General features: G+C 71.4%; 24 protein-coding genes and 1 tRNA gene. 7 read left to right on the top strand and 18 right to left on the bottom strand.

The window, feature by feature from the left end; translation table 11 throughout:
• Window positions 1–98 precede the first annotated feature (98 nt).
• A complete protein-coding gene (gene trhA, locus T9R20_RS07255) occupies window positions 99–788 on the top strand; it encodes a PAQR family membrane homeostasis protein TrhA (RefSeq protein WP_322412127.1) in 690 nt (229 codons plus the stop codon).
• Between the two features lie 3 nt (window positions 789–791).
• Here the strand turns inward: trhA and T9R20_RS07250 are convergent, their stop codons facing one another.
• Window positions 792–1,031 carry a hypothetical protein gene (locus T9R20_RS07250; RefSeq protein ID WP_322411856.1) on the bottom strand — a complete coding sequence of 80 codons (240 nt, stop codon included), beginning with the start codon at window positions 1,029–1,031 and terminating at the stop codon, window positions 792–794.
• A gap of 66 nt (window positions 1,032–1,097) precedes the next feature.
• Here T9R20_RS07250 and T9R20_RS07245 point away from each other — a divergent pair, with 66 nt between their 5' ends.
• Both T9R20_RS07245 and greA read left to right on the top strand, forming a co-directional pair.
• Window positions 1,098–1,490: a DUF4307 domain-containing protein gene (locus T9R20_RS07245; protein WP_322411855.1), complete on the top strand. Its 393-nt coding sequence runs from the start codon at window positions 1,098–1,100 to the stop codon at window positions 1,488–1,490.
• Between the two features lie 81 nt (window positions 1,491–1,571).
• Window positions 1,572–2,063, top strand: a complete 492-nt coding sequence (greA, locus tag T9R20_RS07240; RefSeq protein WP_322411854.1) for a transcription elongation factor GreA — start codon at window positions 1,572–1,574, stop codon at window positions 2,061–2,063.
• A 19-nt stretch (window positions 2,064–2,082) separates the two neighbouring features.
• Here the strand turns inward: greA and ilvA are convergent, their stop codons facing one another.
• Together ilvA and T9R20_RS07230 are read right to left on the bottom strand one after the other, a co-directional pair.
• Complete coding sequence (gene ilvA / locus T9R20_RS07235) at window positions 2,083–3,333, bottom strand: threonine ammonia-lyase (protein ID WP_322411853.1); 1,251 nt, start codon at window positions 3,331–3,333, stop codon at window positions 2,083–2,085.
• Window positions 3,330–4,517 carry an AI-2E family transporter gene (locus T9R20_RS07230; protein WP_322411851.1) on the bottom strand — a complete coding sequence of 396 codons (1,188 nt, stop codon included), beginning with the start codon at window positions 4,515–4,517 and terminating at the stop codon, window positions 3,330–3,332. Before T9R20_RS07230 ends, ilvA begins: the two co-directional genes overlap by 4 nt.
• A gap of 61 nt (window positions 4,518–4,578) precedes the next feature.
• Here T9R20_RS07230 and T9R20_RS07225 point away from each other — a divergent pair, with 61 nt between their 5' ends.
• Both T9R20_RS07225 and T9R20_RS07220 read left to right on the top strand, forming a co-directional pair.
• The gene (locus tag T9R20_RS07225) at window positions 4,579–5,823 is read left to right on the top strand and encodes a winged helix-turn-helix domain-containing protein (protein ID WP_322411850.1); all 1,245 of its coding nucleotides are present in this window, start codon (window positions 4,579–4,581) and stop codon (window positions 5,821–5,823) included.
• Between the two features lie 9 nt (window positions 5,824–5,832).
• Window positions 5,833–6,744: a hypothetical protein gene (locus T9R20_RS07220; RefSeq protein WP_322411849.1), complete on the top strand. Its 912-nt coding sequence runs from the start codon at window positions 5,833–5,835 to the stop codon at window positions 6,742–6,744.
• Here T9R20_RS07220 and T9R20_RS07215 read toward each other — a convergent pair.
• The 12 genes from T9R20_RS07215 to T9R20_RS07160 all read right to left on the bottom strand — a co-directional run bounded on the left by T9R20_RS07215 (window position 6,741) and on the right by T9R20_RS07160 (window position 17,885).
• Window positions 6,741–7,829, bottom strand: coding sequence for a DNA glycosylase AlkZ-like family protein (locus tag T9R20_RS07215; protein ID WP_322411847.1), 1,089 nt, complete (start codon window positions 7,827–7,829; stop codon window positions 6,741–6,743). The genes T9R20_RS07220 and T9R20_RS07215 overlap by 4 nt on opposite strands.
• Window positions 7,826–8,395 (bottom strand): LemA family protein, encoded by a 570-nt coding sequence (locus tag T9R20_RS07210; protein WP_322411846.1) that lies wholly within the window; start codon window positions 8,393–8,395, stop codon window positions 7,826–7,828. The genes T9R20_RS07215 and T9R20_RS07210 overlap by 4 nt, the downstream gene beginning before the upstream one ends.
• A gap of 83 nt (window positions 8,396–8,478) precedes the next feature.
• Entirely contained in the window at window positions 8,479–9,798 is a 1,320-nt protein-coding gene (locus tag T9R20_RS07205) for a D-arabinono-1,4-lactone oxidase (RefSeq protein WP_322411845.1), read from the bottom strand.
• Window positions 9,795–11,036, bottom strand: a complete 1,242-nt coding sequence (locus T9R20_RS07200) for an amino acid deaminase/aldolase (protein WP_416182956.1) — start codon at window positions 11,034–11,036, stop codon at window positions 9,795–9,797. Before T9R20_RS07200 ends, T9R20_RS07205 begins: the two co-directional genes overlap by 4 nt.
• A 44-nt stretch (window positions 11,037–11,080) precedes the next feature.
• Window positions 11,081–11,153: transfer RNA gene (locus tag T9R20_RS07195), tRNA-Leu, on the bottom strand.
• Window positions 11,154–11,182: 29 nt separating this feature from the next.
• The gene (locus tag T9R20_RS07190) at window positions 11,183–12,607 is read right to left on the bottom strand and encodes an NAD(P)/FAD-dependent oxidoreductase (RefSeq protein WP_322411844.1); all 1,425 of its coding nucleotides are present in this window, start codon (window positions 12,605–12,607) and stop codon (window positions 11,183–11,185) included.
• Window positions 12,608–12,628: 21 nt separating this feature from the next.
• Window positions 12,629–13,924, bottom strand: a complete 1,296-nt coding sequence (locus T9R20_RS07185; RefSeq protein WP_322411843.1) for a S8 family serine peptidase — start codon at window positions 13,922–13,924, stop codon at window positions 12,629–12,631.
• Window positions 13,921–14,436 carry a DUF501 domain-containing protein gene (locus tag T9R20_RS07180; protein WP_322411842.1) on the bottom strand — a complete coding sequence of 172 codons (516 nt, stop codon included), beginning with the start codon at window positions 14,434–14,436 and terminating at the stop codon, window positions 13,921–13,923. The genes T9R20_RS07185 and T9R20_RS07180 overlap by 4 nt, the downstream gene beginning before the upstream one ends.
• Window positions 14,437–14,445: 9 nt before the next feature.
• Window positions 14,446–14,955: a septum formation initiator family protein gene (locus T9R20_RS07175; RefSeq protein ID WP_322411841.1), complete on the bottom strand. Its 510-nt coding sequence runs from the start codon at window positions 14,953–14,955 to the stop codon at window positions 14,446–14,448.
• Window positions 14,956–14,986: 31 nt separating this feature from the next.
• Window positions 14,987–16,267, bottom strand: coding sequence for a phosphopyruvate hydratase (gene eno, locus T9R20_RS07170; RefSeq protein ID WP_322411840.1), 1,281 nt, complete (start codon window positions 16,265–16,267; stop codon window positions 14,987–14,989).
• Between the two features lie 89 nt (window positions 16,268–16,356).
• Entirely contained in the window at window positions 16,357–17,025 is a 669-nt protein-coding gene (locus T9R20_RS07165; RefSeq protein WP_322411839.1) for an O-methyltransferase, read from the bottom strand.
• A 32-nt stretch (window positions 17,026–17,057) separates the two neighbouring features.
• Complete coding sequence (locus tag T9R20_RS07160; protein ID WP_322411838.1) at window positions 17,058–17,885, bottom strand: SGNH/GDSL hydrolase family protein; 828 nt, start codon at window positions 17,883–17,885, stop codon at window positions 17,058–17,060.
• 84 nt (window positions 17,886–17,969) lie between these two features.
• On the opposite strand from T9R20_RS07160, the gene T9R20_RS07155 reads away from it, so the two are divergent.
• Window positions 17,970–19,232 (top strand): APC family permease, encoded by a 1,263-nt coding sequence (locus tag T9R20_RS07155; RefSeq protein WP_322411837.1) that lies wholly within the window; start codon window positions 17,970–17,972, stop codon window positions 19,230–19,232.
• Here the strand turns inward: T9R20_RS07155 and hisS are convergent, their stop codons facing one another.
• The 3 genes from hisS to nhaA are packed head-to-tail and all read right to left on the bottom strand — an operon-like array spanning window position 19,233 to window position 22,441.
• Complete coding sequence (gene hisS / locus T9R20_RS07150) at window positions 19,233–20,513, bottom strand: histidine--tRNA ligase (protein ID WP_322412125.1); 1,281 nt, start codon at window positions 20,511–20,513, stop codon at window positions 19,233–19,235. It abuts the gene before it with no gap.
• Between the two features lie 31 nt (window positions 20,514–20,544).
• Window positions 20,545–21,231: a MazG family protein gene (locus T9R20_RS07145; RefSeq protein ID WP_322411836.1), complete on the bottom strand. Its 687-nt coding sequence runs from the start codon at window positions 21,229–21,231 to the stop codon at window positions 20,545–20,547.
• Between the two features lie 13 nt (window positions 21,232–21,244).
• Window positions 21,245–22,441, bottom strand: a complete 1,197-nt coding sequence (nhaA, locus tag T9R20_RS07140; protein ID WP_322411835.1) for a Na+/H+ antiporter NhaA — start codon at window positions 22,439–22,441, stop codon at window positions 21,245–21,247.
• A 131-nt stretch (window positions 22,442–22,572) separates the two neighbouring features.
• Here nhaA and T9R20_RS07135 point away from each other — a divergent pair, with 131 nt between their 5' ends.
• Complete coding sequence (locus tag T9R20_RS07135; protein WP_322411834.1) at window positions 22,573–25,242, top strand: phosphoenolpyruvate carboxylase; 2,670 nt, start codon at window positions 22,573–22,575, stop codon at window positions 25,240–25,242.
• Window position 25,243: the final 1 nt, after the last annotated feature.

The following is a 25,243-nucleotide window of genomic DNA, read 5'->3' as shown; positions in this document are numbered from 1 at the left end:
ACCGTCAGGTCACGTGCAGCCGCCGGCATGCGCGGCGCCGTACCCTTGGGAAGATGACCTCCCGCCCGGACACCGACCTCTCCCCCGACGGACCGGACATGCCGCAGCTGCCCCTGCTCAACGCCGCGGCCGTCGACGCACGGACCGAGGTCAAGCCCAGCTGGCGCGGCTGGATCCACGCCGGAACCTTCCCGGTCGCGATCGTCGCCGGCATCCTGCTCATCCTCTTCGCCGACGGCGCCGCGGCCAAGTGGTCGTCCACGGTGTTCATGGCGACCTCGATGCTGATGTTCGGTACCTCGGCCCTGTATCACCGGTTCGACTGGTCACCGCGAACCAAGGTCATCCTCAAGCGCATCGACCATGCCAACATCCTGCTGCTCATCGCCGGCACCTACACACCGATCGCGGTGCTGGCGCTGCCGACCGACAAGGCGATCCTGCTGCTGTCGCTGGTGTGGGGCGGGGCCGTCCTCGGCATCCTCTTCCGCGTCTTCTGGATCCACGCCCCGCGCTGGCTGTACGTCGCGCTGTACCTCGTCCTGGGGTGGGCGGCGGTGATGTACCTCTTCGACCTCTTCGCCGCCAACGCCGCGATGATGATCCTGGTGGCCGTCGGCGGCGTGCTCTACACCGCCGGCGCCGTGGTGTACGCCCTGAAGCGACCGAATCCGTGGCCCGGGCACTTCGGGTTCCACGAGATCTTCCACGTCTGCACGGTGCTGGCGTTCCTCTGCCACTGGACGGCGTGCCTGCTCATCGCGCTGGCGCCGGCCTACCACGCCTGAGCGTCAGGACGCTCCGTCGCCGTCTCGCATCCGCTCCTCGGCATCGAGCTGCTCGGCGATCTCACCGCGGATCCGAGCGCGACGGATCCGTCGCATCATGTCCCACACCAGCAGCACCACGGCGAGCGCGATGAACGCGATCACCGCGAACCCCACCGGCCCGGGGGTGACGAGGTCGGGATCGACCGTCGGGACCGGGGAGGGGGTGGCGGCCGCGACGAGAGTCGCGAGAGCGTGATGCATGGTGTCCTCTCCGGGCGTGGGAACGCGTAGCCTGGAACCTCCAGCCTAGACGCCCCGAAGAAGGCCATGACGACTCACCAGATGCTCGACGAGCGCTACGGACGCACCCGTTCCCGCGCGCCCCGGTGGCTGGTCGTCTCGGGCGTGGTCGTCGCCGCGGCCGTGATCGTCGGGGCCGGATGGATGACGGTGGCCGGCGCTCTGGACGACGTCGACGCCCGCACCACCGGCTTCCAGCTCGTCGACGACGGCTCGGTCCGCATCGACTTCCAGGTGACGGCGCCTCCCGGGCGCAGCGTCGCCTGCGCGCTGGAGGCGCAGGACGCCGACCACGGGGTGGTCGGCTGGAAGGTGATCACCCTCGACGAGACGGACGGCACCGCGCGGGCCTTCCAGGAGAGCATCCCCACCGTCGCCGAGGCCACCACCGGTTTGGTCAACTCCTGCTGGGTGACGTAATCTGGCCGGACAACTCAGATGGACGCCCTGGCCCGCGCCGGGGCGTCTTTGCATACCAGCCGACGACCGAAGGAGACGAACGTGACTGGCGAAGCCCCGGTGACCTTCCTGACCCAGGACGCCTACGACCGTCTCGCCGCCGAGCTCGAGCACCTCTCGACCACCGGCCGCGAGGAGATCGCCAAGCGCATCGAAGCCGCTCGCGAAGAGGGCGACCTCAAGGAGAACGGCGGCTACCACGCGGCCAAGGACGAGCAGGGCAAGCAGGAGGCGCGCATCCGCACCCTCCAGCAGCTGCTGAAGGACGCCAAGGTCGGCGATGCCCCCGAGAGCACCGGCGTCGTCGAATCCGGAACCGTCGTGACGGCGATCGTCGCCGGCGGCGAAGAGGTCTTCCTGCTCGGCAACCGTGAGATCGCCGCCGGCTCCGAGCTCGACGTCTACAGCGAGGCCTCGCCGCTGGGCGCGGCGATCCTCGGGAAGAAAGAGGGCGAGAAGACCTCGTACACGGCCCCGAACGGCCGGGAGATCGCCGTCGAGATCCTCAAGGTCGAGACCTACTCAGGGCAGTGAGCCCCGCCACCGCTCGGCCCTAGTCGACGGCGATCGTCGGAGCGAACCCCGCAGCCGAGAGCATCTGCATCACGTGCGCGCGGTGCTCCTCCCCGCGGGTCTCCACGCTCAGCTGCAGGATCACCTCGCTGATCTGCAACCCCTGCCCGTGGCGCGTGTGCAGCACCTCGATGACGTTCGCCCCCGCCTGGGCGAGGACCTCCGACACCCGGGCGAGCTGACCCGGGCGGTCGGGCAGCGGGATGCGGAGGGTCATGTACCGTCCCGAGGCCGCCAGACCGTGGGCGACGACGCGCTGCAGCAGGAGCGGATCGATGTTCCCGCCCGAGAGGATCGCGATGGTGGGTCCGTCCGATCGGACCTTGCCGGCCAGGATCGCCGCGACGCCGGCGGCACCGCCCGGCTCGACGACCTGCTTGGCGCGCTCGAGGAGGACCAGGATGGCGCGGGCGATGTCGTCATCGGTCACAGTGACGATCTCGTCGACGAGATCGCGGATCATCGCGAAGGGCAGATCGCCCGGACGCGCCACGGCGATGCCGTCGGCGATGGTCGGGCGCGACGATGCGGTGACCGGGTGGCCGGCGGCCAGCGACGGGGGGTAGCCCGCCGCGTTCTCGGCCTGCGCGCCGATGATGCGGATGCGGCGCCCCTCGGCGGCCGCGCGCGCCTTCATGGCGGCCGCGACCCCGGCGATGAGCCCGCCGCCGCCGACGCACACCACCACGGTCTCGACGTCGGGAAGGTCGTGATGCAGCTCCAGCCCGAGGGTCCCCTGGCCGAGGATGATGTCGCGATGGTCGAAGGGATGGATCAGGACGGCGCCCGTCCGCTCGGCGAACTCCGCCGCCAGCCGGAGCGGCGTCTCCACCGTCTCGCCCTCGAGGATAACGTCCGCGCCGTACCCCCGGGTCGCCAGGAGCTTGGGCACCGGGACACCGAGCGGCATGAAGATGGTCGCCGGGATCCCGAGCTTCTGGGCGGCCAGCGCCACGCCCTGGGCATGATTGCCGGCGGAGGCGGCGACCACGCCGCGCGCGCGCTCGGCCTCGGTGAGGCGCGAGAGCCGGTAGGTCGCCCCGCGGATCTTGAACGACCCGGTGCGCTGCAGGTTCTCCAGTTTCAGGTAGGTCGGGACGCCGAGGACGTCGGTGAGATGCTGCGACTCCTCCAGCGGCGTGTGCGCGGCCACGCCGCGCAGCGCGGCCGCGGCGTCCTCGAACTCTGCGAGCGTCGGGATGCCGGAGGCGGCGATCGTCGGGATGCTCACGTGGGGGTTCTCCTTCGACGGGGGACGGTGCTCCAGATGAGGTCTTCCGGCGGCGGCCGATCCCCGGTCTCCCACCCGCGGGAGCCGAGGTAGAGCACGACGACGTTGACGAAGGCGGCCAGCGGCACGGCGAAGAGGGCGCCCGGGATCCCGGCGATCATCGCCCCGCCCGCGACGACGAGCACGACGGCGAGGGGATGGACCTTCACCGCCGCACCCATCAGCAGCGGCTGCAGCACATGTCCTTCCAGCTGCTGCACCCCGAGCACCACGATCAGCATCCACAGGGCGATCAGCGGACCGTTGTAGACCAGCGCGACGAACACGGCGACCGCGCCGGTCAGGACCGCACCGACGATCGGGACGAAGGCACCGAGGAAGACCAGGACGGCGATGGGGACGGCCAGGGGCACCCCCAGCAGGAGAGCACCCAGCCCGATGCCGATCGCATCGATGGTGGCCACGAGCAGCTGCGTGCGCGCATAGTTGACCAGCGTCACCCAGCCCGCGCGCGCGGCCCCGTCCACCGGGACGCGGGCGGCCTTGGGCAGCAGGCGGGTGCTCCATCGCCAGATCCCGCCGCCGTCGGCGAGGAGGGTGAGCAGGATGAACACGGCCAGAAGCGCGCCGGTGACGACGTGGCCCAGGGTCGTGCCGATCGCGAGCGCCCCCGACCACAGCAGCGAGGCCTGCTCCTGCAGGAGCGTTCCCACCTGGTTCAGCAGATCGTCGATCTGCCCTGCGGAGAGGTGGAGGGGCCCGTCGATGAGGTACTGGCGGAAGGCGGCGATGGCGTCCAGGGTCCGCGCTTGGACCCGGCCGAACTCGCGTGTGACCTGCCAGACGACCACCCACAGCAGGCCCGAGACCACCGCCAGGGTCGTGACGACCGCGATCACGATCGCGAGCCATCGTGGCACGCGGTGGCGCAGCATCCAGCTGAAGAACGGCCAGAGGAGGGCGGTGACCAGGATCGCGATGAGCAGCGGCACCACCAGGAGCTTCAGCTGGATCACGAGCCAGATCACGACGCCCGCGGCGGCGGCGATGGCCAGGAAACGCCAGGAATAGGCCGCCGCCAGCCGGAGCCCGCGCGGAATCGATCCCGACAGCTCCGTCGACACCACGCGCGAGCGGTCGCGCAGGGCGCTCCACAGCGATTCGCGCTCGTCCGACCCGGCCATTCGGCAAGTCTAGAACCGACGCCCGCATCGGATGTCGGGGGCGGGGTCTAGTGTTGCGGCCGTGACGACCCGTGAGACGCTGAGCGCCGCGGAGGCGCGTCGCGTCGCGGTAGCGGCTCAGGGTCTTCACCGCGTCCGCCCCGCCCGCGTCGGCACGCGGCAGCTGAACGAGTCCCTCCGCCGGATGTCTGTGCTGCAGATCGATTCCGTCAACGTCTTCGCCCGCTCGCACTACCTCCCCCTGTTCTCCCGGCTCGGGCCTTACGACACCGCGCTCCTCGATCGCCTGCTCTTCGCTCCCCGACCGCGGTACGTCGAGTACTGGGCGCACGTGGCGGCGTTCATCGACGCGGCGGACCGCCCGCTCTTCACGTTCCGGATGGCGGAGTTCCGGCAGAAGTACGCCGGAGACCCCGGCGGATGGGTCTCCCGGCACCGCGACGTCGTGGACTGGGTCCGCAGCGAACTCGCGGCACGAGGACCGCTTCGCCCCGCGGAGATCGAGCGCGATGCGCGTCGTTCGCCGCGCGGGGGCTGGTGGGAATGGGACGCGGTCAAAGAGGCGCTGGAGTTCCTCTGGCTCTTCGGCGAGGTCGCCATCGCGGGCCGCCGGGGTTTCGAGCGCCGCTACGGGCTCGCCGCCGACGTCCTCGGCGCGGACCTCGCCGGCCGAGAGGTGCCGCGGTCCGACGCCATCCGGGAGCTGGTGCGGCGTGCGGCGCGGGCATACGGCGTGGCGACCGCGGCAGATCTCGCCGACTACTGGCGGATCCGCGACCGGCGAGCCGTTCTGGCCGCCGTGGCCGACCTCGTCGACGAGGGGGAACTCCTCCCGGTCCGTGTCGACGGCTGGCAGAGCGCGGGGCGCCCGGCGCCGGCGTGGCTGCATCGCGACGCCGTGGTGCCACGACGGGTCGAGGCGGCGTCGATCCTCACCCCGTTCGATCCGATGGTGTGGTTCCGCGACCGCGCCGAGCGACTGTTCGGCTTCGCCTACCGCATCGAGATCTACACCCCCGTCGCCCGGCGGCGCTTCGGCTACTACTCGCTGCCCGTCCTGGTCGACGACGCTATCGTCGGGCGGGTCGATCTCAAGGCCGAGCGCTCGACGCAGACGCTGCAGGTGCAGTCCGCGTGGTGGGAGCGGGCGACCGCACCGGACACCGTGGAGCGCGTCGCCGGGCAGCTGCGTCAGGCGGCGCTCTGGCAGGGACTGGAGCAGATCTCCATCTCTCACTGGGGCGACGCGGTCGACCACCTGGCCGCCGCGCTGCCGGGCGCGACCCGGCATGGCGGGATGACCTAGCGTGGAGGGATGAGAGGGTCGCGCCGCACGCGCACGATCGCGATCTTCACCGCCGCAGGATTCGTCTTCGTCGCCGTGCTGGTCGGGGTCTTCGCCGTCGCCGCATCGCGGGAAGAGGGTCCCGAGGCGATGGCGACCACGTGGCTGCGTGCACTCGCGGAGGGCGACGATGAGGCGGCGCGAGCGGCGATGACTCCCGATGCCGGCGCGGCGGGGGTCGGCATCGGCGACGCCGCGGAGCGACTGACCGATCCGGTCGTCGTCGGCGTCCGCGTCGACGGCGACTCGGCGGAGGTCGATGTGTCATTCGTCCTGTCCGGCGAGGAGCACGACGTCACCCTGTCGCTCGCGCGATCCGCGGACCGGTGGCGGGTCGGCACCGACGGACTGGGACGCCTGAGCGTCGCCACCACCATCGGCGACAGCGTCACCGTCGGGGCCTCGGTGATCCCCACGGGAGAGGTCCTCCTCCTCCCCGGCGTCTACGAGGTCACCGCCGCTCCAGCGGACTACCTCGACGGGGAGGCCTCCGTGTCGGTCCTTCCCGCGCGGACGCGGGACGTCACGATCGAGGCCGGGTGGGGCGCCGCCGGGGTCGAGGCCGTGCGCGACGCCCTCACCGCGCACCTGAACGCCTGCACCCGCGCCGCCGCCACCGTACCGGACAACTGCGGCCTCCGCGTGCCCTGGCCGGCGGACATCGCGCAGCTCGAGCGGATCGCCTATCGCGTCGAGCGCCTCCCCGAGGTGCAGCTGATCGGTGGCGACGGTTTCGCCGCGACCGGCGGCAGCGTGGTCGCCACCGCGACGGGCACCGGTCGTGACGGCGCCCCGGTCTCCGCGACATACCGCGACGATGCCTGGGGGGTGCGGGGAACCGTCGCCGTCACCGGCGACCGGATCCGGCTCGGCGTGCTCTAGGGCCGCGCGACATCGACGCCGAGCCATCTGGCCAGATCGTCGATCTCGGCGTCCACGGCATCGGCTGTCGAGCCGGCGAAGGGCTCGTCCTCGTGCACGGCGTTGATGCGGAGGGTGCCCGCCCGGCGATCGAGGGTGGCGTCGAGCTTTCCGATCAGCCGATCACCGTGGAGGATCGGCAGCGCGAAGTATCCCCAGCGCCGCGATGCGGCGGGCTTGTACATCTCCAGGACGTACTCGAAGCCGAAGATCTCCCGCAGGCGCACGCGATCGAAGACGAGGCGGTCGTGCGGCGAGAGGAGGGCCGTGCGCGGATCCGAAGCGCCGGCGTCGAGCAGTATCGGGTCGACTCGCCATCGCCCGTCGACCCCGTCGACGATCACCTCGACACCGATGTCGCCGACATCGATGGGCTCCCCCGGCTGCGCGGTAGCCTTCCGCCGTGCGATCCCCAAGGCCGACAGCCGTCGCTCCGCCCTCCCGCGTGCGGCGTCGTCGTCGGGCGGTGACGCCACCTCCGGGTAGATGCGCTCAGCGAGGTCGAACCATCTGCCCTTCGCATCCCGATGATCCACGGCCACCTCGCCGACACCGGTGAGGATCTCGAGCATCTGCAGGACGTTGCGATCGTTCGTCCATCCCGTCGATCGCCAGGGCACGTCGGCGGTGTCTTCGATGTCGGTCGGCCGCAGCGGCCCGTCAACCCGAAGCCGGTCCAGGATGTCGCGACGGAACCGTTCGTTGGACGCGACCCAGTCGCGGGCGGATGCCGACCGCGGACCGCGGCGCATCTCGGGGAGGAAGAGCGGAAGGTCGCTCATCGGCCGATAGAAGCCGTGCCATTCGAAGATCTCACGATCGTCGTGGAAGAGCCGGCGGAAGTCGGACGGCTCATAGGGCCAGCCGATACGGCTCCACAGGATCAGGTCGGCGGTCGGGGCGATCGCCGCCGTCGGATCGATGGGAAGGACCGTCAGGGACTGGACGGTCTCGACGATGTCACCGGGCCGCTGCGCGGTCAGCAGCTGCGCCTGCACGGCGATGCGCGCCGCCTCGGCGCGGGAGAGGATGCGAACCGAGGTCAAAACTGAACGCGCGGAGGCTCCGAAATAGCCGCGCCGTCGACGACTTCGAAGAATTCCCGCTCGTCGAAGCCGAGGTTGCGGGCGAACAGGTTGTTCGGGAACACCTTGATCTTGGTGTTCAGTTCGCGCACGCCCCCGTTGTAGAAGCGCCGCGACGCCTGGATCTTGTCCTCGGTGTCGACGATGGACTGCTGCAGCTGCAGGAAGTTCTGACTCGCCTGCAGCTGGGGGTACGCCTCCGCGACGGCGAACAGCGACCGCAGCGCCTGCTGCATGTGACCCTCCGCCACGCCCGCCTCGGCGGGGCCGCCCGCGGACAGGGTCTCGGCGCGCGCCCGGGTGACGTTCTCGAACACCGCCTTCTCGTGTGCGGCGTATCCCTTCACCGACTCGATGAGGTTCGGCAGGAGGTCGGCTCTGCGCTTGAGCTGAACGGTGATGTCGCTCCATGCCTCGTCGACGCGCACATTCAGCTGCACCAGCGAGTTGTACGTCGCCCAGAGATAGATCCCCGCGATGACGACGAGTGCGACGACGATCAGGACGGGGATGAGCCATTCCCACATACCGGGGTCTCCGTTCCAGTCAGTGCTGACAATCCTAACCGTCCCCCAATCCCCTCCCCCGGCTGTGCGGCGACCTCACAGCCCTAGACAGGCGACGGGACGCCGAGCACGCGGTCGAGGTACGCATTGCGGAACAGCCCCTCGGGATCGAACTCGCTGCGCACCGCGAGGAAGTCATCGAACCGCGGGTACCGCTCCCGCAGCGCATCGGCGTCGAGCGCGTGCAGCTTGCCCCAGTGCGGGCGCCCGCCGTGGGCCAGCATGATCTGCTCCACGGCCGCGAAGTAGGCCGTGGGATCCTCGCGGAAGTAGCGGTGAACGGCGATGTATCCGGTCGGTCTGCCGTACGCGGAGGACAGCCAGCGGTCGTCCCCCGCTGCGAAGCGCACCTCGATCGGGAACGAGATCCGCCATCCCTCAGCGTCGATGAGCGCGCGCACCTCGCCGAACGCCGCGGCGACCTGTGACGCGGGAAGGGCGTACTCCATCTCACGGAAGCGCACGTTGCGCCGCTGAGTGAAGACGCGGTGCGACCGATCGAGGTAGGCGCGATCGCCGGTGACCCGTGCGGCCAGGCGCGAGAACGCCGGGATGACCGGGGGGAGGGCGACTCCTGCGGCGCAGATTCCGCGATACACGCCGTTGGCGAGGATCGTCTCGTCCACGAAGCGGCCGACACGCGGCAGAGGACGACGCGGGGTCGTCTCGGGGAGCCGCTCGTTCGTCTTCGTCAGGGCCACATCGGTGTGGGGGAACCAGTAGAACTCGAAGTGGTCCGCGGTGCCCGCCCGCTCGTCGAGTGCCGCCACGACGTCGTCCAGCGGCTCGGGACGCTCGACCGCAGCGAGGTGGAAGGCGGGAACGCACTGGAGGGTCACATCCACGAGGACGCCCAGCGCTCCGAGGCCGAGAGCGACGGCGGCCAGCAACGGATCGTCCTCGCCGATCCGGCGGGTCTCACCGGTGCCGGTGACCAGGGTGACGCCGACGACCTGCGTGGCCAAACCCCCGAAGGCGGCGCCCGTGCCGTGCGTGCCGGTGGAGAGGGCGCCGGCGAGGGTCTGTCGATCGATGTCGCCGAGGTTCTGCATTGCGAGGCCGTGACGGGCGAGGAGGCGGGGCACCTGATGAAGCGGCGTGCCGGCTCCGAGGGTCGCCCGCCCGGCTGCCCGGTCGATCGCCACGACACCCGAGAGTGCCGAGAGGTTCAGGAGCACTTCGGGCGCGACGGCGATCGCCGAGAAACTGTGCCCCGACCCGACCGGCTTGATCCGCAGGCCGCGGCGGGCGGCCGCGCGGACTGCGCGCTCGACTGCCTCGGGGCTGCCGGGGAACTCCGCGCGTACCGGTTTCGCCTCCGCGGTGCGTCCCCAGTTGCGCCAGACGGCGCCCGGGCGGGTCACAGGAAGGCCATCCCTTCGCCGCGGTAGGTCGGAATCCGATCGACGATCGCTCCCGCGGACACGAGGGCGAACTCGGCCACGCGCTCTGCGAGTTCTCCGCTCTTGGCATGCCGGAACCAGACGCGGTCTCCGACCGCGAGGTGCATCGCGGCCGGTCCGCGCAGCGGGGTTTGGACCTCTCCCGCGCCCTCGCGCGGCAGCATCCGAAGCCCCGCCGGCCAGACCGGTCGAGCCAGGCGTGAGTCCCCCGCAGGGCCCGAGGCGACCCATCCGCCCCCGAGGACGGTGGCGATGTCGGGTGCGGGCCTGCGGACCACATCGAGGGCGAACCCGGCGGCGGGGGCCGGGTCGAACGCACGGTATCCGTCGAAGAGGTGACCCGCGAGCAGCCCGCTCCCGGCGGTCAGCTCGGTGACGGCGAGGTCGGCGGCTGTCGACTCGAGCGACCCCGTGCCCCCGCCGTTGACGAAGTCGAGGTGCGCGACCTCGCGGACGCGCTCCACGACCTCTGCGCGACGCTCACGCAGCTCCGCCGCGGATCGGCGCTGCATCCAGCGGATGACGGCGTCCTCGGCCCCGGCCGCGTCCGGCTGGCCCGCGATCTGGGCCTCGTACATCATCAGCCCGACCAATCGGAAGCCCGGACGCTCGGCGACGAGCCGTGCGAGACCCGCGGCATCCTGGGCCGTGTGAAGCGGCGAGCGGTGCACCCCGACATGACCGAGCCCCGGAGCGCGCCACGAGGCGTCCACATCCAGCGCCACCCGCAGCTCGGTACGTGCGGACGGCCCGGCGACGGCGTCGATGAGGTCGAGCTGGGCGGGATCGTCCACCATCAGCGTGATCCGGGCCGCCGCCGACTCGTCGGCGATGAGTCTGGCGAGGCTCTGCCGGTCGGCCGTGGGGTAGCCCACGACGACATCGTCGGAGCCGGCGCTCAGCCAGAGCGCCTCGGCGAGGGTGAAAGCCAGGATGCCGCGGTACCCGGGCAGCCGGAGGACGGCGTCGAGCACCTCGCGGACGCGGATGGATTTGCTCGCCACTCGGATGGGGACGCCCCCGGCGCGCACCATCATGTCGAGGGCGTTGTACGACAGTGCTTCGCGATCGATCGCCGCCACCGGTGCCGGCAGATGCGCCGTCGCCGCCGACAGCTCCGCCCAGTACCGCGCCGGGGTCCGCCAGCGCTCAGCGGAGAGAGTCGCCGCGCCATCCCGGGCCAGAAGATCGATCGTCACCGAATCATCATGGCCCGCCGCGGGTCGATCTCCACGCAGATCCGTACCCCCGGTGGGACTCGAACCCACACTGAAGCGATTTTAAGTCGCCTGCCTCTGCCATTGGGCTACGGGGGCGCCGTCGTCCGACACCCGTCACCTTAGCGTCAGCGTCCGGCGGCGACCCGCGACTTCTCGGGTGCGTCGGCAGCAGCGCCCGCGTCGCGGGGCGCCTGCGGCGGTGTCACCGCGGGCTGAGCCGGCCGGGGGCGCGCAGCGAACTCCTCGAATGCCGCGCGCGGGTGCTGGACCGCTTCGAGATTGGCCATGTCACGACCCAGGACGACGTTGCCGAGCCAGCCGGCGACGACGCGCAGCTTGCGCTCCCAGGTCGGCATGGCGAGGCCATGGTAACCGCGGTGGGCGAGCCAGGCGAGGAAGCCCTTGATGGCGATGTTGCCCGACTGGAATGCGCCGTTGTAGAGGCCGAGACCTGCGACGGCTCCGAGGTTCTTGTGGAGATAGTCGACGGGATTCTCACCGCGGAGCACCGCGACGATGTTCTTGGCCAGGAGCTTGCCCTGCCGAACGGCGTGCTGGGCGTTCGGCACGCAGTAGCCGCCGACGCCGCCACCGGAGAGGTCGGGGACCGCCGCGACGTCGCCCGCCGCCCAGGCGCCCTCGACGATCTCGTCGTCCGTGCCGACGCGCAGGTCGGCGCGGGTGCGGATGCGACCGCGCTCCTCGACCGGCAGATCGCCACCGCGTACGACGGTCGGGTTGGCCATGACACCGGCCGTCCAGACGATGAGGTCGGCGGGGATGACCTCTCCGGTGGACAGTTCCACATCGCCGTCGACGGCGCTCGTGACCTGGGTGTCGAGGTGGACGAAGGCTCCGCGCTTGGCCAGGTCCTTCAGCACCCACTCGCTGGTCTTCAGCGACACCTCGGGCATGATGCGGCCCATCGCTTCGATGAGGTGGAAGTGGGTCTCGTCGAAGGTCAGCTCGGGGTACTTCGCCACGAGCGACGACGCGAACGAGCGCAGCTCGGCGAAGACCTCGATGCCCGCGAACCCACCGCCGACCACCACGACCGTGAGCAGGCGCTCGCGCTCGGGGCCGGGCGGCAGGGCGGCGGCCTTGTCGAAGTTCGTCAGCAGGCGGTCGCGGATCGCGACGGCCTCTTCGATCGTCTTCAGCCCGATCGCGTTGTCGGCGATGCCCGGAATCGGGAAGGTGCGTGAGACCGCGCCCGCGGTGACGACGATCTGGTCGTACTCCTGCTGATACGGCTCACCGGCGATCGGCGTGATCGTCGCCGTCTTGTGGGCGTGATCGATTCCGGTGACCTTCGCCGCGACGATCCGGGTGCGCTTCAGGTGTCGTCGCAGGGGGACCACCGAATGCCGAGCCTCGATCGAGCCGGCGGCCACCTCGGGCAGGAACGGCTGATAGGTCATGTAGGCGAGCGGATCGACGATCGTCACCTCGGCCTCGCCGCGGCGCAGACGCTTCTCGAGCTTCCACGCCGTGTAGAAGCCTGCGTATCCGCCACCGACAATGAGGATCCTGTGCGCGGTGTGGGTCACGATGTGGAGTACTCCCCTAGATCAACGGCTCGGCGTGCGGGACGCCAATCGGACGCGTCGGACAGCAGCAGTGACGCCGAGCGCCACCAGTATAGCCCCGACGGTCAGGGCCCCGAGCGGCAGGGTGCCGTACAGCAGGGTCTGCGCCGTCGGCAGGAACGGCGATCCGGGAGGGCCCGCGGCGTCGGCCGGCGGCAACGCCGGCACCTCCACGGTGCTCGGCGTGGGCTGCGGCTCGGGCGCGCTCGTGCTCTCGGCCCGGCGGTAGAGCCGCACCCATTCCGCGAGGTCGCCGAGCGGATTCTGCGTCACCTCGGGCACCGTCGCCGAGAGCGCCGCCGAGGCGTCGATGAGGCCGTAGCCGTACAGCGGATCGGGCACCGCGACCCCCGGCACCGGGCGCGCCGTGGCGATGATGCGGTTGATGACGTTGGCCGCGTCGAGCTCGGGGTACGCCGAGCGCACCAGCGCGGCGACCCCGGCGACGATGGGCGCGGCCCCGCTGGTGCCGTTCCACGACACCACCCGGCCGTCGGCGGAGACGCCGAGGAGGTTCTCGCTCGGCGCGGCCACTCCGATCGTGATGCCCTGGGTGGACGCTTCGACGCTCGCACGACCCTCCGGGTCGACGCCGCCCACGGCGAGGACCCCGGGAATGGTGGCCGGCGCTCCGACCCGTGTCGTGCCGGTCCCCCGGTTGCCGGCGGCGACCACCACGACCACGTCGTTGTCGAAGGCGTAGAGGAACGCGTCGTCCCAGCTGCGATCCCAGTCGGGGGTGTTCGTCGTGAGGGAGAGGTTGATGATGTCGGCGCCGTTGTCGACCGACCACCGGACGGCTTCGGCGATCTGCTCGGCGAAGGGCACCGGAGAGGAGTTGCCCACCCCGATCGACACCGAGAGCAGTTCCGCCGCCGGGGCGACACCGATCATGCCCGTGTCGGGACCCGTGCCGCGCGCCGCGGCGAGCGAGGCGACCCAGCTGCCGTGATTGCCGTCGATGGCGCCGACGGGAAGCCGGCCGTCGGGCGCGCCGATGTCGGACACGTCGGTGCCGCCGACGACGGCACCGGCGAACTCGACCGGACCGCGGCCGATGCCGGTGTCGATGACCGCGATGCGCACGCCCTCTCCGCGCGTGGTGCGCCACGCGTCGCGGATGCCGTAGTCGTCGAGCCAGTACTCCGCCGCCCGCACGGGATCAGCGGCCGCGGCATCGGGCGTCGGCGACGCGACGGCCGCCGCGGGGGCGACCAGCCCCCCGAGGAGCGCCGCGACGAGGACGCCGATCGTCGCCGCGCAGCCGCGCCGGGTCATCCGCTCTCCTCCGGGGCGCACGCGCACACATCGGGTGACCACGTCGATCGCGCGAGTGCGGCATCGCCCACCGGATTGACGCCGGGGCCGGCGGCCAGCGCGTGCGCTGCCAGCGCATGCAGGCACTTCACCCGCGTGGGCATGCCTCCCGCAGAGATCCCGGCGATCTCGACGACCTCGCCGAACTGCGCGCGATCGGCGAGGTACTCCTCGTGGGCACGCCGGTACGCCGCCATCCGGTCGGGATCGGCCTGTGTCTCGGCAAGGAGCTCGGGCATGACGTGCCCGGCCTCCAGCGCCGACATGGCCGCGGTCGCCGCCGGGTGGGTCAGGTAGTAGAAGGTCGGGAAGGGCGTGCCGTCGGGGAGCCGGGGCGCGGTGGCGACGACGGTGGGATTGCCGCACACGCATCGCGCGGCGATGCCCAGGACGCCGCGGGCCGGACGCCCGAGCTGGCGCCGGACCACGGTCAGGTCGGCGTCGCTCACCGGGGGAAACGGGGGCCTCGTCACCCCGACAGGCTACCCGGGGTCGGTGACGCTGGTGGCGAGACCGGCCTCGGTGACCGAGCGCAGCAGCTGCGACATCCAGTCGGTGCGGGTGCGCTCGACCTCGTCGCTGACGGCGCCCTGCTCACGGGGGACGTCCTCGGGCGGCAGGTCATTGTCGATCAGATACACCACTTCTCCGGGACGCACGTAATAGAGCCGCTCGCGGGCTTCGGTGGTGATGTAGGCGGGGTCGCTCCACCGCTCGCGTTCGGACTCGAGCTCGTCGATCTGCTCCCGGGTCAGCTCCACCGACCGCTCCAGGGCGGCGATCTGCTGACGCTGATCGAGGTAGGTCCCGACCGTGGGAACCAGCACGAAGGCGGCGAGGACGACCAGGCCCAGCATGATCACCATGAACCCCGAGAGGCGGATGCCGCCGAGCCAGCCGCGCACGTCGACACGGCCGCCGCCGGAGCGGCCTCCGGGACGACGGCGCCCGCGCGTCGAGGACGGCGAAGGGGGAGCCGATCCGGTGGTCACGGCTCCCCCTTCGTCGACGATCGGACGCGCGTCAGCCCCGGTAGCGGGGGAAGGCGGAGCGGCCGGCGAACTCCGCGGCGTCGCCCAGCTCCTCTTCGATGCGCAGAAGCTGATTGTATTTCGCCACCCGCTCGCTGCGAGCGGGCGCGCCGGTCTTGATCTGACCGGCGTTGACGGCCACGGCCAGGTCGGCGATGGTGGTGTCCTCGGTCTCGCCCGAGCGGTGCGAGAGCATCGACGCGTAGCCCGACCGGGTGGCCAGGGCGATGGCGTCGAGGGTCTCGGACAGCGTGCCGATCTGATTGACCTTCACCAGGAGCGCGTTCGCGACACCGCGGGAGATCCCGTCGGCCAGGCGCGTGGGGTTGGTCACGAACAGGTCGTCGCCGACCAGCTGCACCTTCGACCCGATGGCATCGGTCAGGCTCTTCCAGCCGTCCCAGTCGTCCTCGGCGAGGGCGTCCTCGATGGTGACGATCGGGTAGTCGGCGACCAGCTCGGTGAAGTACGAGATGAGGTCGTCGACGCTCCAGGCCTTCCCCTCGACGGTGTAGACGCCGTCGGCGAAGAACTCCGTCGCCGCCACGTCCAGGCCCACGGCGATGTCCGCGCCGGGGGTGAAGCCGGCCTTCTCGATCGCGCGGACGAGGAAGTCCAGACCCTCGCGGTTGCTCGGGAGGTCGGGGGCGAAGCCGCCCTCGTCACCGAGGCCCGTGGCGAAGCCGGCGGCCTTCAGCTCGCCCTTGAGCACGTGGTACACCTCGGTGCCCCAGCGCAGCGACTCGGCGTAGGTGTCGGCACCGATGGGCGCGAGGAAGAACTCCTGGAAGTCGATGCCGTTGTCGGCGTGCTCACCGCCGTTGATGACGTTGAACAGCGGCACAGGCAGGAGGTGCGCGTTGGGTCCGCCGAGGTAGCGGAAGAGCGGCAGGTCGGCGCTGTCGGCTGCCGCCTTGGCCACCGCGAGGCTGACGCCGAGGATCGCGTTGGCGCCGGTGCGGGACTTGTTCTCGGTGCCGTCAGTCTCGATGAGGATCTCGTCGATGATGCGCTGCTCGCTGGCATCGACGCCTTCGATCGCGGGGCCGAGCTCGTCGATGACGGCGGCGACGGCCTTCAGCACGCCCTTGCCGCCGTACCGGCTCTTGTCGCCGTCGCGCAGCTCGTACGCCTCGAACGCACCGGTAGACGCGCCCGAAGGCACGGCCGCGCGCTGCACGATGCCGTCGTCGAGCAACACCTCCACCTCGACGGTCGGGTTGCCGCGCGAATCCAGGATCTCGCGCGCGCCTACAGCCTCGATTGATGCCACGGGGTGTCTCCTTGCTCGTGGGAGGGCGTCGTGCGCCCGATGAAACGGTGGAGCGTCGTCGGTCCGCCACCGAGTCTAGTGATGCGCGTTCACACCACCACGGCCAGCGCCAGCCCGTCCCACCCCTTGGCGTCGAGGGTCTGCAGCGCGGTGGCGTCGAAGCGCGGATCGCGAGCGAGCATCTCCAGACCTCGGCGGACGCCGTGCACCTGCAGGCTCTCGCTGGCGGGGTTGGCCACCTCGCCGGCCCGCACGACGTTGTCGACGATCACAACGGTGCCGGCGCGCCCGAGCCGCGCCGCCCAGTCGAGGTACACGGTGTTGGACTCCTTGTCGGCATCGATGAACACCAGGTCGAACGGCTCCTCGCCGACGAGTTCCGGCAGCACCTCCGAGCCGCGCCCCTCCCTGATGCTCACCCGCTCCCCCACTCCGGCACGGGCGAGGTTCGTCCGTGCGACGGCGGCGTTGCGGGGCTCGGCCTCGACGGTGACGACGGTCCCGCCCTCCGGCAGAGCCCGCGCCATCCAGATCGACGAATACCCGCCGAGCGTCCCGATCTCCAGCACCCGTCGGGCGCCGGTCATCCGCACCATGAGGTGGAGGAACTTCCCGGTCAGCGGCGCCACCTCGATGGCCGGGAGGCCGGCTGCCCGCTGGTCGGCCACCGCCTCGCGGAGCGCGGCGTCGTCGCCCACGAGGGCGCCGGTCAGATAGCGGTCGACGCGCGACCACGCGTCGGGAGTCGGCAGGGTCATGCCCTCAGCCAACAAGTGCTCCGCCCCGCGCGTCAAGGACGAGCCCGCCATTCGGTCACGAGTGCCGGAATCAGCGCCTCCGCCGTGCGCCGGTACCCCAGCGCACTCGGGTGGAACCGGTCGACACTGAACATCGTCTCGGGCTCTCGGGCGAAGGAACGACCGACGGCCGCCCTCAGCGACACGGCATGCGCGCCCTCCTCCCGCGCGACCCGCGCCTGCCCGGCCGCGAGCTGACGCGACAGCCGCGAGGCCAGGACGCGCAGGGGCTGCGGAACCGGCCGGAGCGCGCCGAGGTCGGGGCAGGTGCCCACCACCACGCGCGCGCCGCGGGCGCGCAGGACCCGCACGGCGTCGCGGAGGTGCCTGAGCGACACGTCGAGGGGCACCCGGTGGGTGACGTCGTTGCCGCCGACGATGATGACCGCGAGATCCGGGCGCAGATCAGACGGGATCCGCTCGATCTGCGCGGGGAGGGCGGATGACTCGGAGCCGACGACCGCGACGGATCGAAGCCGCACCGGGCGTCTGGCCGCCGCTCCCACCCCCTTCGCCACTCGGGCCCCCAGCGTCTCCTTCGGTCGATCGGCGCCTAGCCCCGCCGCGATCGAGTCGCCGAGGATCACCAGCTCGATCGGATCGCCCTCCAGGCGGCGTCTCCAGACGCGGTCGGCGTCGCGCGCCTGCTCTCCGAGGGGCTTTCCGATCCGCCGGCGGGCGATCGCCGCCTGCCGGCGAAGGGCGCGGGGCACCCCGACGCCCACGGCGACGACGACCGCGGCCGTGGCGCCGAGGACGGAGGCGACGGTGACAGCGGGACCTCGGGACGAGCGGCGACGGGGTCTGGGCGAAGACCGCATGAGCTCATTGCACGGTGATTCGGTGAACGGATGGCGACGCGAGGGTGACGGCCTCGGTCTCCGGGGTTCAGTAGGGTGCCGCTCATGGCCTCCCCCTCCCTCGCTCGACGACTGGGCCTGGGCGACGCGGTGTTCATCGGGCTGGGCGCGATGCTCGGCGCCGGTGTCTTCTCCGCCTTCGCCCCGGCGGCGCAGGCCGCCGGGGTGGGTCTTCTCCTCGGTCTCGTGCTGGCCGGCATCGTGGCCTACGCCAACGCGACGTCCTCCGCCCAGCTCGCCGCGGTCTATCCGACCTCCGGCGGAACCTACGTCTACGGGCGTGCGGAACTGGGCCCGTGGTGGGGGTTCCTCGCGGGCTGGGGCTTCGTCGTGGGCAAGACCGCCAGCTGCGCGGCCATGGCCCTCACCTTCGCCGCCTACGCCGCGCCGGACGGGTGGGAGCGCCCCCTGGCTATCGCCGCCGTCGTCAGCCTCGGAGCGGTCAACTGGTTCGGCATCACGCGGACCGCGCAGCTGACGCGCATCATCGTCACGGTCGTCCTGCTGTGCCTGGCCGTCGCGGTGATCGCCGCCGGCGCCGGAGCCGCGGGCGCGTCCGCGGCCCTCTCGGTGACCGCGGCGGACCTGTTCGTCGGAGGCCCCTACGGCATTCTCCAGTCCGCGGGCCTGCTGTTCTTCGCCTTCGCCGGCTACGCCCGCATCGCCACCATGGGAGAGGAGGTGCGCGACCCCGCGCGTGTCATCCCGCGGGCGATCACCCTGGCGTTCCTCATCGTCGTGGTGGTCTACGCCGTCGTTGCGGTCGCGATTCTCGCCGCCCTCGGCCCGGAAGCCACCGCGGCGTCCTCCGATCCCGTCGCCGCGGCGGCTGCGACCGCGGGGTGGGCGTGGGTCGACCCCGTGGTCCGGATCGGCGCCGCGGCCGCCGCGCTCGGGGCCCTCCTGGCTCTCATCGCCGGCGTCGGGCGGACGACCCTGGCCATGGCGCGCGAGCGCGACCTGCCCGCCTTCCTCTCGGCGGTGCATCCGCGGTGGCGGGTACCCCACCGCGCCGAGGTGCTGATCGTGGTCGCCGTGACGCTTCTGGTGGCGTTCACCGACCTCCGCAGCGCGATCGGCTTCTCCTCGTTCGGGGTGCTCACCTACTACCTGGTGGCGAACCTGGCGGCCCATCGGCAGACGGGGAGCGCTCGTCGTTACCCCCGCTGGCTCCCGCTCCTCGGCGCCGCCGGATGCGTCGTCCTCGCGCTGACTCTGCCGTGGCAGAGCGTCATCGGGGGCGCCGCGGTCCTCGCGATCGGGCTGGGCTACCGTTTCGCACGGCTTCGCCGGAACCGCCGGCGGTGATCAGCCGAGCGACTTGACCTCGAGCCGCTCCGCGTCGCGCTCGCCTGGTGCGACCGTCGCGAAAGCGGTGAAACCGTCGGCGCGAGCGCGCTCGAGGAGGGCCTTGAGGTTCTTCGTCCGCTGCTCGAGGCGCACGCGTGCGCCGCGGCCCACGAGCGCGGACTTCAGAGCCAGCAGGTCGTCGACGGAAGCCTCGCGATCGTGCACCAGCACGACCGCGTCGGCGACGGTGTCCTCGCCCGACGGCACAAGGTCGACGAGCCGCTCGAATCCGAGCGAGAAACCCACCGCGGGGACGTCCTGCCCGAGGAATCTCCCGATCATCCCGTCGTAGCGGCCGCCGCCGCCCAGCGAGTACGACACCGAGGGGTGCGCCAGCTCGAAGATCGTTCCGGTGTAATAGCCCATCCCCCGTACGAGGAACGGGTCGAATCGCAGCGGAATCTCGGCGTCTCTCCCGCGCAGCCCGCGTGCGGCGGCGACGGCGTCGCCGATCCCCGCGAGGTGGGCCACGACCTCGTCGGGCATGCCGTCGGGGAGGGCGGCGCGGATGCCCTCGATGGTGAGCGCGTGACCGGACCCGGAGGCCGCGGCCGCCGCCCTGTCGAGGTGTCTCGCCACCGCCATCACCGCGGTCTCGTCGGCCCCGCGCTCGCGCAGTTCCGCCGTCACACCCTCGGGCCCGACCTTGTCGAGCTTGTCGAGGGTGATGAGCACACCGGGGCGGGCGTCGGCGGGGAAGCCGAAGGCCTCGAGCATCGCATCCAGCAGTCGCCGGTCGCCGACCCGCACCTCGCCGCCCTCGAGCCCCAGCGCATCGAGGGTGTCGAGGGTGGCCGTGACGAGCTCGGCCTCCGCACGGGACGTGCCGTCGCCGATGATGTCGATGTCGCACTGCAGGAACTGGCGGTACCGCCCCTTCTGGGGGCGCTCGGCGCGCCACACCGGAGCGATCTGCACCGCGCGGAAGACGCTCGGCAGCTCAGCGCGGTGACTGGCGTAGAAGCGCGCGAGCGGCACGGTGAGGTCGTACCGCAGGCCCAGATCCGTCAGGGATGCCGGGTCGTCGGCGGCCGCGCGGATGGCATCGGCGTCGAGTCCGCGCTTGAGGACGTTGTAGGCGAGCTTCTCGTTGTCGCCGCCGATGCCGGCGTGGAGGCGGTCGTAATCCTCCATCACCGGGGTTTCGATCTCGTCGAACCCGTGGACGCGGTAGCGGTCCCGGATGGTGCGAAGCACCCGCTCCCGGCGGGCTTTGTCTGCGGGGAGGAAGTCGCGCATGCCGCGCGGCGGGGTCATGGAGGGCACCGCACTATCCTTCCAGGTCGTCGCCGCGGGTCGCCGCGCGCTCCGACGCCTCGGCCGTGCGGATCTGCTCCCCGAGGTTCCGCAGCGCAGCACGGAGCGCCCGGTCGGCATCCCACCCCTGCTCGCGCGCGTGCGCCGTCAGCGCGAGGAGGGCCTCGCCGAGCTCGGTCTCGGTGGACGGCGCCGGGGATGCCGGGTGGGCGGCCCCACGCGGGGGGACGCCCGGCACGCGTGCCGCCTTCCCCAGCATCTTCTGGGCGAGGGCGAGAGCCGGCATCCGCTCCGACACCCCGTCGAGGACGCTCGTGCGCGTGCTCTTCTCCGCCGCCTTGGCGGCGTTCCAGTGCACCAGCACCTCCTCGGGCGTCTCGGCGACGGCGTCCCCGAAGACGTGCGGATGACGGCGCAGCATCTTCTCGGCGAGCGCGGCGGCGACATCGTCGATGTCGAAGGGGTCGCCGGGATCCTCCGAGGCGATCTCGGCATGGAAGAGCACCTGCCAGAGGAGGTCGCCGAGCTCCTCGCGGAGTTCGGCTCGAGACCCCTCCTCGACGGCATCGATGAGCTCTGCGGACTCCTCCACCAGGTAGGGCACGAGGTCGTCGTGGGTGATCAGCCGTGACCACGCGCACCGCTCTCGCACGGCGTGCATCACCTCGGCCGCCCGCCGAAGTCCGTCGTTCTCGCTCATCCGCACCTCTCGCTCAGGCGAGGTCGCCCGTCGTCCGAGCCGGCTCCGGCAGCTCGTCGTCGGCGGTCTCGGGAGACACCCGACGATAGTGGCGCGCGCGCTGCGCGACCAGGAGGGCGGCGAGGATGATCGAGATCGCCGATCCGGCGAGGACGCCCAGTGTCGCCTCGTCGCGCACGAGCGGACTGCCCGCGAAGGCGAGCTCGGACAGCAGCAGCGACACGGTGAACCCGATGCCCCCGAGCGCTCCCGCCGCCAGGAGGTCGAGGAACGACAGCGGCGGCGTCGCGCCGCGGCTCAGCAGCCTCATCGAGATCCAGCTGAAGATCGAGATGCCGATGATCTTCCCGACGGGGAGGGCGACGAGGATGCCCCAGAACGCCGGTGACAGCTCGGTCGGCGAGACGGCGGGGATGACCACGAGCGCCGCCGAGAAGGCGAAGAGCGGCAGGACCAGCCCGTTCACCCAGGGCTCGAGCGCGTGGCGCGCGCGAAGGGCCGGCTGCTGGGCCATGGCGATGCCGAGTGCCACGCCGGCGATCGTCGCGTGCACGCCGGAGAGGTAGACCAGCACCCAGGTTGCAAGCCCGACGACGACGAGGGCGACCGCGATCGGGATCCGCCCGCGGGTGTCCAGGCGCCGGCTGAGGAAGCCGAACACGATGACGAGCAGCGCAGCGACGGCGAGGAGCCCGACATTGACGTCGGTGGTGAACAGCACCGCGATGAAGATGATGCCGACGATGTCGTCGAGGATCGCCAGGGCGAGGAGGAAGATGCGGATGCCGGAGGGCAGCCCCTTTCCGAAGACGGCGAGGACCCCGAGGGCGAAGGCGATGTCGGTCGCCGTGGGGATCGGCCATCCCTGCGCGGCATCCGAGCGTCCGGCGATGAGGAGGAAGATCGCGATCGGGATGATGACGCCGCCTGCGGCGGCGATCGCGGGCTGGAGCGCCTTCTTCGCCGAGTTGAGCTCGCCGCTGGTGAGCTCGTACTGAAGCTCGACGGCGACGACGAAGAAGAAGATCGCCAGCAGGCCGTCCTGGACCCAGTGGCCCACGGACATCTCGAACACCCCGGGGATGCCGAGGTAGGTCTCCTTCAGCGCCTGGGCGGAGGCGCCGAGCGGTGAGTTGGCGATGATGAGCGCGGCGGCGGCGGCGGCGAGCAGCACGACGGCGGGGAAGCGGGCAGAACGAAGCAGGGACACGGGCGGTCCTTTCGTCGGTGTCTGGCGGGCACGTCGGAACGTACGCCGACCAGGCTTCCCGGCACACCGTCGCCCATTCTACCGGTCGGCCCTGTGACATCCCCGTCACACAGCGGCGATACCGTGGGGGGATGCGCGAACTCACCCGGACCGAGGCCATCGATCTCGTCGGTCGCTACGAGGCAGGGCAGGGCATCCCCGAATCCATGCGGGCCAACGTCCGGCTCCTCGGCGCGCTCCTCGGGCAGGTCCTGCGCGAGAGCGGTTCGCCCGAGCTCTTCGACGACGTCGAGCGCCTGCGGATCGCCACGATCCAGGCTTATACCGACGAGACCGACGAGGCCTTCGCCCGCGCCGCGGAGATCGCCGATTCCTTCTCCGTCGCCCGCGCGGACGAGGTCGCCCGGGCGTTCACCTGCTACTTCCACCTGGCCAATCTCGTCGAGGAGCACCAGCGGGTGCGGGTGCTGCGCGAGCGGGACCGCACCCCCGATGCCGAAGGGGATTCGATCCCGGCGGCATTCCGACGGCTGGCCGACGAGATCGGCGAGGATGCCGCGACGAACCGCCTGCAGTCGCTGCGCTTCCACCCGGTTTTCACTGCGCACCCCACCGAGGCGCGACGCCGCGCGGTGTCGACGAGCATCCGACGGCTGGCCGCCCTCCTCGCCGAGCACGAGAGCGCGCCCGACGGGGGCAGCGAGGAGCGACGCGCACGCCGGCGCATGCTCGAGGAGATCGACACGCTGTGGCGCACCGCTCCGCTTCGGCACGAGAAGCCCACGCCGACCGACGAGGTACGAGCGGTCATGGCCGTCTTCGACGAGACGCTGTACACCGCCGTCCCCCACGTCTACCGCCGGGTCGATGACGCCCTGCAGGCCGAGAGCGCGGGAAGCGCCGCGCCGCTCGTGCGGCCCTTCGTGCGCATCGGATCCTGGGTGGGCGGCGACCGCGACGGCAACCCCTTCGTCACGGCCTCGGTCACGAGGAAGGCCGCCGCGATCGCCAGCGAGCACGTCCTGCGAGGGCTCGAGCGCTCGGCCGAGCGGATCGGGCGGACCCTGACCCTCGACGCCGCGACCACTCCCCCGAGCCCCGAGGCCGTCGCACTGTGGCAGCGACTGCGCGCCGAGGACGACGATGCCGCCGCCGAGATCGCCGCGCGCTCGCCGCAGGAGCCGCACCGGCAGATCCTCCTCATGATCGCCCGCAAGATCGAGGCCACCCGTCTGCGCAATGCCGACCTCGCCTACACCGATCCCGACCAGCTGCACCGCGATCTCGCGGTGGTGCAGGACTCCCTCATCACCGCGCACGCGCCGCGGCAGGCCTACGGACACCTGCAGCAGCTGATCTGGCAGGTGCAGACCTACGGCTTCCACCTCAGCGAGCTGGAGGTGCGACAGCACTCCGCCGTGCACGCCAAGGTCCTCGCCGAGCTGGACGAGGGCGGGGAGCGCTCGGAGCTGGCCGAAGAGGTGCTCGATGTCTTCCGGGCGGTGCTGTTCCTGCAGGATCGCTACGGCCCGAGGGCCGCGGGGCGCTACATCGTGTCGTTCACCCAGTCCGCCGACGACCTCGCCGCTGTCCACCGTCTGGCCCGCCATGCGGCGGGGCCGGGCGGTCGGGTCCCGGTGCTCGACGTCATCCCGCTGTTCGAGACCTTCGCCGATCTCCAGGCGGCCCCCCGGATCCTCGCCGAGATCGTCACGCACCCCGAGTTCCGCGCACGGCTGGAGGCTACCGGCCGGCGCATGGAGGTCATGCTCGGCTACTCCGACTCGTCCAAGGACGTCGGGCCGGTCGCCGCGACCCTCGCGCTCTACCAGGCGCAGGCGCAGATCTCGGCGTGGGCGCAGGAGAACGACATCGAGCTGACGCTCTTCCACGGACGAGGCGGCGCCCTCGGGCGCGGCGGCGGTCCGGCGAACTCCGCCATCCTCGCTCAGCCGCCGGGATCGGTGGACGGGCGCTTCAAGCTCACCGAGCAGGGCGAGGTGATCTTCGCGCGCTATGGCGATTCCGCCATCGCGATGCGTCACATCGACCAGGTGGTCGCGGCGATGCTGCTGGCTTCCTCGCCCTCGATCGAGGTGCGGAACCGCAGCGCCGCCGAGCGGTTCGCCGAGGTCGCCGAGCGCATGGACCAGGCCTCCCGGGCGCGGTTCTTCGAGCTGGTCAAGGCTCCGGGCTTCGCCCCGTGGTTCGCCCAGGTCACCCCGATGGAGGAGATCGGACTGCTGGCGCTCGGATCGCGTCCGGCCCGGCGCGGCCTGTCGGTGGAGTCCCTCGCCGATCTCCGCGCGATCCCGTGGGTCTTCGCGTGGACGCAGGCCCGCATCAACCTCGCGGGCTGGTTCGGCCTCGGATCGGCTCTGGAGGCCGTCGGGGACGAGGAGGTGCTCAGGAGCGCCTATCAGGAGTGGCCGCTCTTCCACACCCTGATCGACAACGTCGCGATGAGCCTCGCCAAGGCCGACGCCCGGATCGCCCGGCGCTACCTGGACCTCGGCGACCGCGACGACCTCGCCGAGCTGGTGATGAGCGAGATGGAGCTCACACGGGCGTGGGTGATCCGGGTGACCGGCGGCGCCGAGCTGCTGGGCAACAAGCCGGTGCTCCAGCGCGCGGTGAAGATGCGCAGCCCCTACGTCGACGCCCTCTCGCTGCTCCAGCTGCGGGCGCTGCGAGCGCTACGGGCGGACGCGGCGACGGGCTCCCCTGCCGATCCCGAGCAGCAGCGCCTTCTGCTGCTCTCGGTCAGCGGCGTCGCCGCAGGCCTCCAGAACACGGGGTGAG

Source organism: Microbacterium invictum (assembly GCF_034421375.1).
GTDB lineage: Bacteria > Actinomycetota > Actinomycetes > Actinomycetales > Microbacteriaceae > Microbacterium > Microbacterium invictum_A.
The sequence above is the reverse complement of the archived record's forward strand: the minus strand, read 5'-3'. Positions and strand labels throughout refer to the sequence as shown.

Bases quoted from the DNA above. Each gene is read 5' to 3' on its own strand.
- trhA (WP_322412127.1), top strand. From the start codon at position 99: ATGCCGCAGCTGCCCCTGCTCAACGCCGCGGCCGTCGACGCACGGACC.
- T9R20_RS07250 (WP_322411856.1), bottom strand. From the start codon at position 1,031: ATGCATCACGCTCTCGCGACTCTCGTCGCGGCCGCCACCCCCTCCCCG.
- T9R20_RS07245 (WP_322411855.1), top strand. From the start codon at position 1,098: ATGACGACTCACCAGATGCTCGACGAGCGCTACGGACGCACCCGTTCC.
- T9R20_RS07230 (WP_322411851.1), bottom strand. From the start codon at position 4,517: ATGGCCGGGTCGGACGAGCGCGAATCGCTGTGGAGCGCCCTGCGCGAC.
- T9R20_RS07220 (WP_322411849.1), top strand. From the start codon at position 5,833: ATGAGAGGGTCGCGCCGCACGCGCACGATCGCGATCTTCACCGCCGCA.
- T9R20_RS07210 (WP_322411846.1), bottom strand. From the start codon at position 8,395: ATGTGGGAATGGCTCATCCCCGTCCTGATCGTCGTCGCACTCGTCGTC.
- T9R20_RS07185 (WP_322411843.1), bottom strand. From the start codon at position 13,924: ATGACCCGGCGCGGCTGCGCGGCGACGATCGGCGTCCTCGTCGCGGCG.
- T9R20_RS07165 (WP_322411839.1), bottom strand. From the start codon at position 17,025: ATGACCCTGCCGACTCCCGACGCGTGGTCGCGCGTCGACCGCTATCTG.
- T9R20_RS07160 (WP_322411838.1), bottom strand. From the start codon at position 17,885: ATGCGGTCTTCGCCCAGACCCCGTCGCCGCTCGTCCCGAGGTCCCGCT.
- T9R20_RS07155 (WP_322411837.1), top strand. From the start codon at position 17,970: ATGGCCTCCCCCTCCCTCGCTCGACGACTGGGCCTGGGCGACGCGGTG.
- hisS (WP_322412125.1), bottom strand. From the start codon at position 20,513: ATGCGCGACTTCCTCCCCGCAGACAAAGCCCGCCGGGAGCGGGTGCTT.
- T9R20_RS07145 (WP_322411836.1), bottom strand. From the start codon at position 21,231: ATGAGCGAGAACGACGGACTTCGGCGGGCGGCCGAGGTGATGCACGCC.
- T9R20_RS07135 (WP_322411834.1), top strand. From the start codon at position 22,573: ATGCGCGAACTCACCCGGACCGAGGCCATCGATCTCGTCGGTCGCTAC.